This is a genomic window from Brevibacterium epidermidis NBRC 14811 (assembly GCF_001570805.1).
Classification (GTDB): Bacteria; Actinomycetota; Actinomycetes; order Actinomycetales; family Brevibacteriaceae; genus Brevibacterium; species Brevibacterium epidermidis.
The window spans coordinates 446,044-460,503 of record NZ_BCSJ01000015.1; the positions used below are offsets into that span (position 1 = coordinate 446,044).

Sequence of the window (14,460 nt, forward strand, 5' to 3'; positions counted from 1 at the left end):
TGGTCAACGGGGGAGAGCCGCCGAAAGGCGGATTGACGCCCGATTTGACCTTCGTCACGTCGTGAAAAAAGTTCTCGTAACAGTTTTGTTATCTTTCCGAGATGTCGTAGACTTTTTGCGGTAACGAAATGATTACGACTCTGTTAAGGGAATTCTGCATTGGGTAAGCACTCCTCACCGAAGCCGTCGTTCGCGAAGCAGCTGATCCGGGACCTGGCTCCCGGCAAGCGCCCCGCCGGCCGACGCGCAGCGAATGCGCCGTCCTCGGCGACTTCCGTGCTGGCGACCGTCAAGCAGCGTCCTGTCGTCGCCGCGATCGCCGTTCCGGCAGCCGCGACGGCCGCCGTCGTCGGTTCGACCGTTGTCATGGGACCGCCCGAGTCCGGCAATGTCACCACCGAGGCCGCATCGACGACGACCCCTGAGGAGTCGACCACTTCCTCGACCGTGAGCCAGAAGGAGCTCGACGCCGAACGCAAAAAGGCCGGCGAAGAGTACCTGGAGAAGGTCAAGGACGACCCGAAGTACAAGAACAAGTCTTCGAAGACCACCCTTGAGGTCAAGGCTCCGCCGAAGCCCAAGCCGACTGCCGAATCCTCGGCCCCGGCGAAGAGCGACGATTCGTCCTCTGACTCGAAGTCGGGCGACGAGAAGTCAGGCGATGAGAAGTCCTCCGGCGACGGCGAAGGCACCTCCTCGGATACCTCGGCTCCGCCGTGCAGCGTGTCCTCCTCGATCGAATCCGGTCTGCTGCCGAACGCCGTCAACGGCTACCGTGCCGTCTGCGCGAAGTTCCCCGAGGTCAAGACCTTCGGCGGACGTCGCCCCGGCACCGGTTCGGACCACAACACCGGTGAAGCCGTCGACATCATGATCACCGGCTCCACCGGCGACCGCATCGCCGAATACCTCATCCAGAACCAGGGTGCTCTCAACGTCAAGTACGTCATCTGGGAACAGCGCATCTGGATGCCCGGACAGGGGTGGAAGGCCATGAAGGATCGCGGATCCGCGACCGCCAACCACTTCGACCACGTGCACGTTTCCTTCAGCTGATCGCCGGACCCAGTGAGCGACTCTTCCCCACAGGGCGTCCTCGTCTGCGACAAACCGCAGGGACTGAGCTCCCATGGCGTGGTCTCCCGTATCCGCCGCTGGTTCGGGACGAAGAAGGTCGGCCACGCCGGGACTCTCGACCCGATGGCCACGGGTGTCCTCGTGCTCGGCCTCGGCCGCGGCACCAAGCTGCTCACCTATATCACCGGGGTCTCGAAGACCTACTTCGCCACCATCCGCCTGGGGTCGTCGACCCCGACCGATGATGCCGATTCCGAGCCCGATCGCTTCGCCGATCCGGCCGACCTTGCTCGTGTCGATGCGGCCGCCATCGAAGCCGCCGTGGCCAAGCTGCGCGGACCCATCGATCAGGTGCCCAGCGCTGTCTCGGCGATCAAGGTCGACGGCAAGCGCTCCTATGCCCGCGTCCGTGCCGGCGAGGACGTTGAACTCAAAGCTCGTCGTGTCGAGGTCTCGGCCTTCGAGATCATCGACATCCGCTTTGCCGCCGAGGACGGGCATATCGATGTCGATGTCGAAGTCGACTGCTCGTCCGGCACGTATGTGCGCGCCCTGGCCCGCGATATCGGCACCGACCTCGGCGTCTTCGGCCACCTAACCGCGCTCAGGCGCACTCGCGTCGGCGATTTCCATATCGACCAGGCCGTGACCCTGCCCGAGGATCTCGACGTTCCCTCGCCCGCCCTCATCTCGCTCGCCGAGGCGGCCCGCACCCTTCTGCCCGTCGTCACCGTCGATGCCGAACAGGCCAAGGCGCTCATGCAGGGCAAGACCGTTGCCGACGGGGACTGGCATGCCGACACCGCTGACGCTGCCGTGGGTGCCGATTCCGACAGCACTGTCCCGAGCGCAGGTGCCCAAGGCGTTGACTCGGCGAACCGCGAAGTCGCCGTCGTCTGCGACGATGCCCTCGTCTCCGTGGCCGAAGTGCGTCGGAACGGCGGACTGAAGTCGCTCACGGCGTTCGCCATTGACCTCGCCTGAGCGGTCCGCGGTCCCGCCGCAGAGCTTGAGCGGTCCACAGGCCCGCCACAGATCACAACGAAAACAGTTGTAATCAATCGATACAACTTAAACTCTTGTGTTTCGCAATATCATCTGGTCTACTTGACCTATGTTCGTCTTGACCATCGACCAACAGGATTCGCGTTCAAGCGACGACGCGGTGCCGCGGATCCTCGACGTCCTCTCTCCGATCGATACGGTCGTTCCCTTCGCCCGCACCATCGGTGACGAGGTCCAAGGCGTCCTGGTCGACCCCGATGCCGTCGCCGAGGCGGTCCGCCGAATCGGCATCGACTCCGGCTGGCATATCGGCATCGGAATCGGCGAGGTCGAACGGCCTCTGCCGAAGACGACCACCGAGGGTAGGGGAGCGGCATTCTATGCAGCCCGCCAGGCGGTCGAAGCGGCCAAATCCGCACCCGCCAACCTCGTCGTGAGCGCCGATCCGGACGGTGACCATCGTGGCCTGGCGGAAGCCGCTCTGCGTCTCCTCATCAGCACCCTGGCGGAACTGCGCAGCCACTCCCGCGGCTATGTCGGCTTCCGACTTGACCACCCCGATGCGACTCAGGCCGAGATCGCCGCAGAGTTCGACGTCTCCCAGCAGGCTGTCTCGCGCGTGCTGTCTGCCGGTCCCGCCGATATCGTTGCCGGTGCCGAACGCCTTGCCCGTTACCACCTCGCTCAGCAGCACCTGGCTCAGTCGGAAGGAGCAGCAGATGTGGACTGAAGTGCTCGTTGCCATCGCTGCCGCCATCGTCGCGGCACTCATCGGCTGGCCGCTCGTCCCGGCTTTCCTCCGACTGACCCACAAAGGCCCGGGAAGCAAGCCTGAACGGACGGGATCCGAGGGCGTCGAAGTCCTGCGCGGCGGACTGTGGATCGGCATCGTCGAACGTGCTCTCATCGCCGGAGCGATAGTGCTCGGCCGGCCCGAACTCATGGCCGTGGTCATCGCGGTCAAAGGCCTCGGACGCTTCGCGGAGATCAAGTCCTCGGCGGCCGCGGGGGAGCGGTTCATCATCGGCACGTTCGTCTCGATCGCGCTGGCCTCCCTCCTCGGCGTCATCGGGTGGGCGATCGTGGCCTGAGCGGACCCACCCCTCGTCGCCCCGCCTCGGCGAGGTGCGGGTTAGGAGGCGGAAGATCTCTGCGATAATCTGAGTCGGTGCACGGAAGGAGCGAATGTCTGGTGGAGCTGTATCACGGACTCGGTGAAGTCGAGGTCGACCCTGTCGGCACCGTCGTCACCCTCGGCAACTTCGACGGCGTGCACCGCGGACACCAGACGGTCCTGACCACCGTCGCCGGACTGGCCAGGCAAGAAAGCCTGCGCTCGATCGCGATGACCTTCGACCCGCACCCGCGCACGGTCCACCGTCCCGAGGAGCCGACCGTGATGATCACCTCGACCCGGCAGCGCGCCGATCTCATCGCCGCCACCGGAATCGACGGCCTCCTCATCCAGCCCTACGACCTCGACTTCGCCGCGCAGTCGGCCGAGGAATTCGTGCGTAAGTACTTCATCGAAGCCCTGCACGCGAAGATCGTCGTCGTCGGCGACGATGTCCGCTTCGGGCGTGACAACGAAGGCACGATCGAGACTCTGCGCAGCCTCGGCGAGAAATTCGGTTTCCGGACCGAGACGATCGACGAAGTCGGACGCGGGGGACGGTATTCGTCTTCCCGGATCCGCGAACAGCTCACCGCCGGTGATGTCGCCGAGGCGGCCGACCAGCTCGGGCGCTACCACGCACTCCACGGCACTGTCGTCCACGGCGATGCCCGCGGACGCGACCTCGGTTTCCCGACGGCGAACCTCTCCGACGATCCCGACGGACTCGTGCCCGCCGACGGCGTCTACGCCGGATGGGCGACGTTCTCCGGTGAGGATCAGTCGTATCCGGCCGCGATCTCCGTGGGCACGAACCCCACTTTCCAGGGACAGGTCCGAAGGGTCGAGGCCTACGTGCTCGACAAGGAATTCGGCGAATTCGACGTCTACGACCGTGAGATGACTCTCGAATTCGTCTCCCGCATCCGCGGGCAGGTCGCGTTCACCGGGATGGATGACCTCATCGTGCAGATGCATGAGGACATCGCCGATGTGCGCGAAGTCCTGCACACCTGATAAGCTGAACTCTGCCGTTTTCACCGGCCGCGGTCCCATAGTGCAGAGACTTCAGGTCACTGCGCCGCGCAACGACACGAAGGAGAACTCCATGGCTCTCGATACCGCTGTGAAGCAAGAGATCATCAAGGAATATGCAACTCATGAGGGCGACACCGGTTCTCCCGAGGTCCAGGTTGCACTGCTGACCCGCCGGATCACCGACCTGACCGAGCACTTCAAGGATCACAAGCACGACCACCACTCGCGTCGTGGCCTGCTGCTCCTCGTCGGCCAGCGTCGCCGCATGCTCAAGTACCTCGCGAAGGTCGACATCGAGCGTTACCGTTCGCTGATCAAGCGCCTCGGCCTGCGCCGCTGATTCGAGTCAGCTGATCAGCATCGTCTGATCGCAGACTCGCGAACTGTTCGGAAGCGTCCCACCTCTCGGTGGGGCGCTTTCGTGCTTCTGCGGTAGACTCTGAGGCGGACGCACATGCCATGGACGTTTCGGTCTTCGGTAGTGGCCTCCGGAGGATTGGGCGCTGACACCGGCTTGCAGATGCAGGCGGTTGGCAGCACCGGTTCCGTGGGCCCCGATCGATGACCGGCGTGGATCCATGCATCGTCCATTGCCAATATCCCGCCGGAAGGGCGCGGGGTCTCGCACTGCGCAATGCAGAGCGCTGCCTCTTGGCGTCGGGGGACCTCCCTCGAGCGTTGCAGGTCTTGCCATCATGAGGACCGCCGCGCACCGGCACAAACTAGGAGACTACGTGGGACTCAACCCTGAATCCGCCGTTGCCCATATCGACAACGGCAGCTTCGGCAAACACACCATTCGCTTCGAAACCGGTCGGCTGGCCCAGCAGGCCGCCGGCTCCGCCGTCGCCTACCTCGACGACGACACCATGCTGTTCTCGGCCACCTCGGCCGGCAAGAACCCCCGTGAGGGCTTCGACTTCTTCCCCCTGACAGTCGACGTCGAAGAGCGCATGTACGCCGCCGGACGCATCCCCGGCTCGTTCTTCCGCCGCGAGGGTCGCCCCTCGACGGACGCGATCCTCACCTGCCGCCTCATCGACCGTCCGCTGCGCCCGTCCTTCGTCAAGGGCCTGCGCAACGAGGTCCAGGTCGTCGTCACCGTGATGTCGGTCAACCCCGACCACATCTACGACGCTCTGGCCATCAACGCCGCCTCGATGTCGACCCAGCTCTCGGGTCTGCCGTTCTCCGGCCCCATCGGCGGTGTGCGCATCGCGCTCATCGACGGCCAGTGGGTCGCCTTCCCGAACCACTCGCAGCTCGAGGACGCCGTGTTCAACATGGTCGTCGCCGGTCGCGTTGTCGGTGACGACGTCGCCATCATGATGGTCGAGGCCGAAGCCACCGACAACGCCATCGACAAGATCAAGACCGGTGCAAAGGCCCCCACCGAGGAGGTCGTGTCCGAGGGTCTCGAAGCTGCGAAGCCGTTCATCGCCGAGCTCTGCCGTGCGCAGTCCGAACTCGCCGATCGCGCCGCAAAGCCGACCGTCGAATTCCCCGTCTTCCGCGACTACGAGGACGACGTCTTCGAAGCCGTCAAGGAACTCGCCGAGGCGAAGCAGACCGAGAACTTCCAGATCGCCGACAAGCAGGAGCGCGAAGCCGCAGGCGCCGCCCTCCTCGACGAGCTCTTCGAGAAGCTCGGAGAGCGCTTCGAGGGCCGTGAGAAGGAGATCGCGAACGCTCTCAACGCCCTGACGAAGCAGGTTGTGCGCAAGCGCATTCTCACCGAACAGGTCCGCATCGACGGCCGTGGGCTCAAGGACATCCGTCCGCTCACCGCCGAGACCAACGTCATCCCGCGCGTGCACGGTTCGGCCATCTTCGAACGTGGCGAGACCCAGATCCTGGGTGTCACCACGCTCAACATGCTCAAGCTCGAGCAGACCATCGACTCGCTCTCACCCGAGACGTCGAAGCGCTACATGCACCACTACAACTTCCCGCCCTACTCGGTCGGTGAGACCGGCCGCGTGGGCAGCCCGAAGCGCCGCGAAATCGGCCACGGTGCACTGGCAGAACGCGCCCTCGTGCCCGTTCTGCCCAAGCGCGAGGACTTCCCGTACGCCATCCGTGAGGTCTCCGAGGCCCTCGGCTCGAACGGTTCGACCTCCATGGGCTCGGTCTGCGCCTCGACGCTGGCCATGCTCTCGGCCGGTGTGCCGCTGCAGGCGCCCGTCGCCGGCATCGCCATGGGTCTCGTCTCCGACGTCATCTCCACCGACCAGGGCGAGCAGACCGCATACGCGGCTCTGACCGACATCCTCGGTGCTGAAGATGCCTTCGGCGATATGGACTTCAAGGTCGCCGGTACGCGTGACTTCGTCACCGCGATCCAGCTCGACACCAAGCTCGACGGCCTTCCCGCCTCGGTGCTCGGTGCCGCACTCAAGCAGGCCCGCGAAGCACGCATGGTCATCCTCGACGTCATCGCCGAAGCCATCGACGCCCCGGCCGAGATGGCACCGACGGCACCGCGGATCATCTCCGTGAACATCCCCGTCGACAAGATCGGTGAGGTCATCGGGCCCAAGGGCAAGATGATCAACCAGATCCAGGAAGACACCGGCGCGGACATCAGCATCGAAGACGACGGAACCGTCCTCATCGGTGCCACCGACGGACCGGCGGCCGAGGCTGCTCGTTCGATGATCAACGCGATCGCGAACCCGCAGGTTCCCGAGGTCGGCGAACGCTACCTGGGCACCGTGGTCAAGACGATGAGCTTCGGCGCATTCGTCTCCCTGACCCCGGGCAAGGACGGCCTGCTGCACATCTCCGAGCTGCGTAAGCTCAACGATGGCAAGCGCGTCGAGGACGTCGAAGACGTCGTCGGTGTGGGCCAGAAGGTCCAGGTCGAGATCACGAAGATCGATGACCGCGGCAAGCTTTCGCTGGCTCCGGTCACCGACGAAGACGAGACGTCGGACGAAGAGGGATCAGACAACTGATACTGAGCAGTTCGCACACCGGGGAGGGCAGCCGAATCGATCGGTCTGTCCTCCCCGGTGGTTTGACGCTGACCACCGAACACATGCCGGGCCTGGCCTCGGAGACGATCGGGATCTGGGTCGCAGCCGGGTCCCGTGACGAATCCGCCGAGACCGCAGGCTCCACGCATTTCCTCGAGCACATGCTCTTCAAGGGCACCGGCAGCCGCGATGCGAAGACCATCGCAGCGGCTTTCGACCGCACCGGCGGGGATTCGAATGCGATCACCGCCAAGGAGCTCACCTGCTACTACTCCAGGTGCCTGGTGACGGATCTGCCGAACATCACCGGGCTGCTCGTCGACATGGTCTCGAACTCCCAGCTCGACGTCGAGGAGTTCGAACGCGAGCGCGGAGTCATCATCGAAGAGCTCGCGATGTCCGCCGATGATCCCGGGGACGTCCTCTTCGACGACTTCGATTCGCTGGTCTTCGGTTCGCATTCGCTGGCCCGCCCGGTGGGTGCGACGAAGGATCAGATCCGGGTGCTCGGCCACCACACCGTCATCGACCACTATCAGTCGACGTACATTCCGCCGCGGCTGGTCATCGCTGCCGCAGGTGGGGCGACCCATGAAGAGGTCCTCGCGATGGTTGATGACGCCCTCGCCGAGGCTGGGCTCGGGTCCCGTGCCGATGTGTGGTCGGGTGCCGGGTCGGGCTCTGAGTCCGCAATTGCCGGGACCGACTCGGTGGCGAAGGGATCGCACCTGGGTGGTGCCGCACGTGTGCGTCCGGAGTTCCAATCCGGGAAGTCGCATACGGTCAAGGACATCGAACAGCTGGGCATTCTGCTCGGCTGCGAAGGCCTGGAAGAAGGCCATGACGACCGGTTCATCTACTCGGTCATGCTCACGATGCTCGGCGGCGGAATGTCGTCGCGGCTGTTCCAGAGCGTGCGCGAGGAACGCGGACTGGCCTATGCGGTGAACTGCGTAGCCAGCCAGTTCACGGACACCGGCACCTTCGGCATCTACGCCGGCTGCACGGCCGAGAACGCTCAGGCCGTCGTCGACCTGGCCATGAGCGAATGGGACCGACTCGCGCAGGAGGCCCCGAGTCAGTTCGAGCTCGACGAGATCGTGTCTCAGCTGTCTGGGTCGATGGTGCTCGGTCTCGAATCCTCTGCGGCGCGGATGAATCGTCTGGCCCGGTCGGAGATCTTCGGTCTGCCGCTTGAATCGCCGATGGATCTCATCGAACGCGTCCGTTCGGTCACGGCCGAGGATGTCAGCGAGATGGCCGGACGGCTGCTGTCACGGCCCAAGGCTCTGGCCTTGGTCGGACCGGCCGCCGAGATCGTCCTGCCCTGAGTTCTCCTCTCCATGTCGGGGCTGTGTCCCGGGGCGTGGGATGCTGGAGGACAGGGCGCTGAAGGAAGGCGGGGGAGATGGCACGAAAGAATGCAGCCGTGCGTCGGGAGGAGATCCTGGCGGCGACTGTCGAGGAGATCGAAGCATCCGGACTGAGGGCCCTGCGCGTCTCCGACGTCGCGGCACGGCTGGGCTTGAGCGCCAGCCTTGTCATCTACCACTTCGAGACGAAGGAAGCCCTCGTCTCCGAGGCCTTCGACCATGCCGGGCGACAGGACGTCGAGCATGCCCGGGAGCTCGCTGCGGGGCAAGCGGGGGACCGTCCCGCCGGTGTGGACGGCGCGCCGCCGACGTCACCGGCACGCAATCGCCTGCGGGACGTCGTCGGCTGGTACATGCCCAGCGGGTCCTCGCGCAGTTGGAAGATCTGGATCGACGCATGGTCGGCCGGTCTCTTCGATGAGGCCGTTCGGTCGACTTTCGCCGCGCTTGACCGCGAATGGAAGTCGGTTCTGCGCGGACTCATGGACGAAGCGATCGCGGCAGGGGAGTGCCGGACCCCGACTGGGGGCACCGAAGCCTGCGCGACTCGGATCCTCGCCTACCTCGACGGTCTGGCGGTCCAAGTGATGGTCAACCCTTCCGCGGTCGACACTGCAGTGCTCGCGACCTGGGTCGACGACTTTCTCACCCACGAACTCGGGTGAGGGCTCTGCCCGGACTGTCTTACGGGTGTGAAGGTGGATTCTCCGGTCGATCCAATGCGGTTTGGACGCTGAGAACGCTCGGGATCGACCGGAGAATGCTCTCGCGTGAGCCCGCTGCCTCGTTCCCGGGTGGCACCTGACCCAATGTGTGCCCTTGACGCGGTGTCCCGGCCCCGTCAGACTGGAACCACACTCTTACTGAATCGCGGTTCAGTAAAGGACGAATGCTCCGCCTCACCGCCCCTCCTGGAGGCCTCATGTTCATGGACATCACGTGGCAGGACCCTGTCACCGGCGCACTCGGCTATGTCGTCATCGACACCCTCGTGCGCGGCACGGCCTCCGGCGGACTGCGTATGCGCAAAGGCTGCACCCTCGAGGAGGTGCGCGGACTCGCCCAGGGCATGACCCGGAAGGAAGCCATCCACCTCCGCGACGGCCGAGCCTACGTCCCCGTCGGCGGCGCCAAGGGCGGAATCGACTTCGACCCCCGCGCACCCGGAGCGAAAGACGTCCTCGAACGCTTCCTCGTCGACATCAACCCGATCATGCACGCCTACTGGGCGCTCGGCGAAGACCTCGGCGTCCGCCAGGACGACATCGACGAAATCCTCGCCCGCCGCGAACTCGGCTCCGGACTCTCCGCCGTGGCGAAACTCGTCGATGACCCGGACGCCGTCGAAACCCGCACGCAGACCGCGTTCTCCACCATCGTCGACGGCGTCGCCCAGGACGAACTCGTCGGCGGACTCGGCGTGGCCACCTCGGTGATCGCCGCCCTCGACGCCGCCGGACGCAAGCCCAGCGAATCCACCGCCGTCATCCAAGGCTTCGGGTCAATGGGCGGAGCCACCGCCCGCTACCTCGCCGAGGCGGGACTGCGCATCGTCGGCATCGCCGATGCCGACGGGTTCGTGACCAACCCCGACGGACTCGACGTCGAAACCCTGCTCGCCACCCGCGACCCCTTCGGCGGAATCGACCGCTCCTCGCTGCGGTCGGACGACCGCGATGGTGATCGCGACGACTGGCTGGCAGCCGATGCCGACGTCCTCGTCCCCGCCGCCGTCAGCTACGCGATCACCGGTGACAACTGCGACCGCATCACAGCCTCGCTCATCGTCGAAGCCGCGAACATGCCCGTCCTGCCCGAAGCCGAAGAGACGCTGCTGGCCCGCGGGGTCACCGTCGTCCCCGACTTCCTCGCGAACTCGGCGACGAACGCCTGGTGGTGGTGGGTGACCTTCGGCGACGTCGACGGCACCTGGGATGACAGCCATGCCATCGTCACCACCACCCTGCGCGAACTCACCGCCGAAGTCCTCACCTCAGCCCGGGAGCAGGGCATCAGCCCCCGCGCGGCCGCGCAGGCGAAGGTCGATGCGAACCTCGCCCGACTCGCCGACCTCACTGCAGATCCCGCCTCGGCGCCGGAAAGCTAGCGACATGGATGCGTTCTTCGATCCCGGCAGCGTGGCCGTCCTCGGAGCATCGAACGATTCCAGCAAATGGGGCTTCTGGCTCGCCGCCGGAGCCCTGCGCGGAGACGAGCGCCGCCGCGTCTATCTCATCAACTCAAGTGCCGCCTCGATCCAAGGCCAACCGACGTTCACGCATCTGCGCGAACTGCCCGAGGTGCCCGAACTCCTCGTCATCTCCGTACCCGGCCCCACGGTGGCAGGCGTTGTCGCCGAGGCGCTCGATCTCGGGGTGCGCGCCTTCCTCATCATCTCTGCCCGTGTCCCTGACGCCGCGGATCTGGCCGCCGCCATCCGGTCCGCCGGGGGCCGCCTCATCGGCCCGAACTCGCTGGGACTCGTCGACTCAAGCAATGAGCTGCTCCTGGCGTGGGGCAATTTCACGCCCGGGACCCTCGCCGTGGTCACGCAGAGCGGTCAGCTCGGCACGGAGATCGCGACGCTGTCGGCGCGCAGCGGACTGGGCATCTCCCGTTTCGCATCGATCGGCGGCCAGTCCGATGTCCGCGCCGCCGAGGTGCTCGCGACCCTCGTCGACGATCCGGCCACCACCCAGGTCGCCCTCTACCTCGAATCGTTCACCGGCGGCACCGCCCTCGTCACCGCGCTCAAGGCCCTGCGCGCGGCCGGAAAACCGACGATGATCCTCACCATCGGCGCCTCCTCAGCCGGGGCCCGACTCGCGAAATCGCACACGGGGTCACTGACCTCGACGATGGACACCGTCGACGCTGCCTGCCGCGCCGCCGGAGCCATTCGGCTCAACACTCCTGGTCAGCTCGTCGAAGTCGCCGGCTTCTTCGCCACCGGTTGGCTGCCTGCAGGCCACCGCGTCGCCGTGCTCTCCGACTCCGGCGGACAAGGGGCGATCGCCGCCGACACAGCCGAGAACTGGGGACTCGGCGTGCCCGAACTCAGCCCGGACACCGGCCGACGCATCAGTGAACTGCTGCCCGAGGCGTCCCACATCGATAATCCCATCGACCTCGACGGGGCAGGGGAGAAGAACCTCGACACCTACGCCGATGTCACCGAGGCGCTGCTGGCCGACCCCGCCATCGACGCCGTGATCCTCTCCGGCTATTTCGGGTGCTATGGCCAAGACATCCCCGAACTCGGTACGGCCGAGCTGGCCGTCGTCGAACGTCTCGGACGGGTCGTCGGGGAGGCGAAGAAGCCCGTCATCGTCCACTCCATGAGCGCGGACTCGAAGGCCGTGACCCGACTGTGGGAACTCGGCATCCCCGCCTACACCTCGATCGAAGCCGCCATGCGCGTGCTCGCCCACTCAGGCTTCTACGCCGCCCACTCCGGTCGGCTCACCGACACCCAGGATCTCACTGGTCCTGTGACCCCGTGGGGGACGGGCTACGCGGCCGCCCGCGACGTCATCTCCCGGGCCGGTGTGCCTGTTCCCGCCGCGGTGAGCCTGGGGAAGGGACGCGAACCCGCCGAGGCGGTCCCGAACTCCGGACTCAAGCCCCCGTTCGCGCTCAAGGCCGGATGGCCGGCGCACAAGACCGAGGTCGGGGGCATTGTCCTGGGGTTGAACGATCTCGCTGCGGTCGACACTGCCTATGCGGACATGGTCGGCCGCCTCGGCGAGGGTGACTACATTCTTGAGGAGATGGACACCCGCGATCATGTCGCCGAGATCCTCGTCGGTGGGCGGCAGGATGAGAACTTCGGACCGGTGGTCATGGTGGCGGCCGGCGGCACTGAGACCGAGCTCTTCGCCGATACCTGGCTCGAACTCGCGCCCGTGACCCATGTCGAAGCCCTCGACATGATCGCGCGACTGAGCTGCTCGCGGCTGCTCACCGGGTGGCGCGGTCGGCCAGCCGCGGACGTCGACGGACTCGCCGAGGTCATCGTCGCAGTATCGCGACTGGTGGCGGCGAACAACGATATCGCCGAGATCGAGATCAACCCTGTGCGCGTCGCTCCTGGTGGGGCGGTTGCCGTCGATGCGCTCGTCGTGACCGGCGAAAACGTGAAGAGCGCAGAATGAGAAGCGAGGAATGAGAATGGAACCAATGACCATCACCGGCGGTGCCCACCTGGCCCGCGCGCTCAAGGCCGAGGGGATCGCCCGAGTCTTCGGGATCCCCGGCACCCATAATCTCGAGATCTTCGCGCAGCTGTCGGCCCACGGCATCGACATCGTCTCGCCCCGCCACGAACAGGGTGCCGGCTATATGGCCGATGGTGCCGCCCGCGTCACCGGCGAGGTGCAGGTGATCGTCACGACCACGGGCCCGGCCGCGCTCAACGCACTGACCGCGCTGCTGCAGTCGTTCACCGACTCGGTTCCCGTCCTCCTCATCACCCCCGGCATGCCGCTGACCCATCCCGGACGCGGCAACGGACTCCTCCACGAAGTCCGCAACCAGTCCGCCGCGCTGTCCGCGGTGCTCACCGAAGTCATGCGAGTCACCAGCCCCGGCGAAGTCTCCCTGGCAGTCGGGCAGACCCTGTCTGCCATGCGCTCGGGCAGGACGAGACCGGCCGCGATCGAGATCCCCCTCGACCTCATAGAGACTGAGGGTCCTGGCCGTCTGCACCCGTCCGTGACCCGGGCCCTGCCCGGTCCGGTCACCGAGCAGATCGACACCGCCGCCGAGGCGATTGCAGCCTCCCAGCGTCCGCTCATCATCGCTGGCGCCGGGGCGCTTGGGGCCGGTGCCGCGGGTGCCAGCTGCGGTGCGGGGGAGGAGACCACAGCTCTGGCGGAGACGCTCGGGGCCGGGATCGTCCTGTCCTCGAACGCCAAGGGACTCGTCGACGACCGAGCCGAGACCGCCATCGGTGCGATCGGTGTCCTCGAGCTCCTCCCTGAACTCACCGGTGATGCCGATACGGTCATCGCGATCGGCACGGAACTCGCGCCCAGCGACTTCTGGCCCGAACCGCTGCCCCTGCCTGAGACCGTTGTGCGCATCGACATCGACGAGGTGCAGATGCTCACGAACGCGACAGTGACCCACCCGATCCTCGCCGACGCGCGGGCCGCGACAGCGGCGCTGAACGTCCGAGTGACCGCGATGCGGGCGAAGTCCGCGACTGCCGCCGCACGGGACTGGACGGCGGACTGGAAGTCGAGGGCCGCTTCGGCAGGGGAATCCGATGGCCGGCCCTGGGCCGAGCTCACCGACGCACTCACCACATTCGGGGACTCGGCGGAGACCCCGCTCATCATCGGCGCGGACTCGACGATGGCCTGCTACTACGGTGTGCAGACCGGGTGGAAGGCGCGCCCTGGCGACCGGTTCCTCTACCCGGCCGGGGCGGGAACCCTCGGGTACGGGCTACCCGCAGGAATCGGAGCGAAACTCGCATCACCGCAGGCCAGGGTGGTTGCCGTCGAAGGTGACGGCGGGTCGATGTTCACCATCGCCGAACTAGCCGCGGCCGTGCAGGCAGGCGTGCGGATGACGCTCATCATCGTCGACAACGGCGGGTACGGCGAGATCCGCAACGAGATGGAAGACCGCGGGGACACTCCCTCAGGCGTGAAGCTCACCGGCCCGGACTTCCCGGCACTCGCACGCGCGATGGGTGCCCGCGGGGTCCACGTCGACGGTCGGGACGCGCTGCTGGAGGCCCTGAATGAGGCGGAGGCAGGGGAGGGGCCGACTCTCATCCACATGACCGAGGACTCACGAGCCGGAGCGGACATGCTTCGCGGCTGAGGATCGCCAACCGTCGGTCGGGCGCAAGGGCGCGCCCGAC

Annotated in this window: 12 protein-coding genes; all 12 read left to right on the forward strand. The window is 66.2% G+C overall.

Going from position 1 to position 14,460, the window contains the following annotated elements; genetic code table 11:
* Positions 1-159 precede the first annotated feature (159 nt).
* On the forward strand, positions 160-1,056 hold the full coding sequence (locus BEP01S_RS13170) for a VldE C-terminal domain-containing protein (RefSeq protein WP_062243977.1): 897 nt from the start codon (positions 160-162) through the stop codon (positions 1,054-1,056).
* 12 nt (positions 1,057-1,068) lie between these two features.
* Positions 1,069-2,061, forward strand: a complete 993-nt coding sequence (truB, locus tag BEP01S_RS13175; RefSeq protein WP_062243982.1) for a tRNA pseudouridine(55) synthase TruB — start codon at positions 1,069-1,071, stop codon at positions 2,059-2,061.
* A gap of 130 nt (positions 2,062-2,191) precedes the next feature.
* Positions 2,192-2,812, forward strand: coding sequence for a hypothetical protein (locus tag BEP01S_RS13180; RefSeq protein ID WP_062243987.1), 621 nt, complete (start codon positions 2,192-2,194; stop codon positions 2,810-2,812).
* A complete protein-coding gene (locus BEP01S_RS13185; RefSeq protein ID WP_062243991.1) occupies positions 2,802-3,173 on the forward strand; it encodes a hypothetical protein in 372 nt (123 codons plus the stop codon). The genes BEP01S_RS13180 and BEP01S_RS13185 overlap by 11 nt, the downstream gene beginning before the upstream one ends.
* Before the next feature lie 101 nt (positions 3,174-3,274).
* Positions 3,275-4,213 (forward strand): bifunctional riboflavin kinase/FAD synthetase, encoded by a 939-nt coding sequence (locus BEP01S_RS13190; protein WP_062243995.1) that lies wholly within the window; start codon positions 3,275-3,277, stop codon positions 4,211-4,213.
* Positions 4,214-4,304: 91 nt separating this feature from the next.
* Entirely contained in the window at positions 4,305-4,574 is a 270-nt protein-coding gene (rpsO, locus tag BEP01S_RS13195; protein WP_039210907.1) for a 30S ribosomal protein S15, read from the forward strand.
* Positions 4,575-4,968: 394 nt separating this feature from the next.
* Positions 4,969-7,191, forward strand: coding sequence for a polyribonucleotide nucleotidyltransferase (locus BEP01S_RS13200; RefSeq protein ID WP_062243998.1), 2,223 nt, complete (start codon positions 4,969-4,971; stop codon positions 7,189-7,191).
* A 62-nt stretch (positions 7,192-7,253) separates the two neighbouring features.
* On the forward strand, positions 7,254-8,543 hold the full coding sequence (locus BEP01S_RS13205) for a M16 family metallopeptidase (protein WP_244882230.1): 1,290 nt from the start codon (positions 7,254-7,256) through the stop codon (positions 8,541-8,543).
* Between the two features lie 77 nt (positions 8,544-8,620).
* A complete protein-coding gene (locus BEP01S_RS13210) occupies positions 8,621-9,250 on the forward strand; it encodes a TetR/AcrR family transcriptional regulator (RefSeq protein WP_062244002.1) in 630 nt (209 codons plus the stop codon).
* 224 nt (positions 9,251-9,474) lie between these two features.
* Positions 9,475-10,692, forward strand: a complete 1,218-nt coding sequence (locus BEP01S_RS13215; protein ID WP_062244011.1) for a Glu/Leu/Phe/Val dehydrogenase dimerization domain-containing protein — start codon at positions 9,475-9,477, stop codon at positions 10,690-10,692.
* A gap of 4 nt (positions 10,693-10,696) precedes the next feature.
* On the forward strand, positions 10,697-12,739 hold the full coding sequence (locus BEP01S_RS13220; protein ID WP_062244022.1) for an acetate--CoA ligase family protein: 2,043 nt from the start codon (positions 10,697-10,699) through the stop codon (positions 12,737-12,739).
* A gap of 10 nt (positions 12,740-12,749) precedes the next feature.
* A complete protein-coding gene (locus BEP01S_RS13225; protein ID WP_244882232.1) occupies positions 12,750-14,420 on the forward strand; it encodes a thiamine pyrophosphate-dependent enzyme in 1,671 nt (556 codons plus the stop codon).
* The last annotated feature ends 40 nt before the right edge of the window (positions 14,421-14,460 follow it).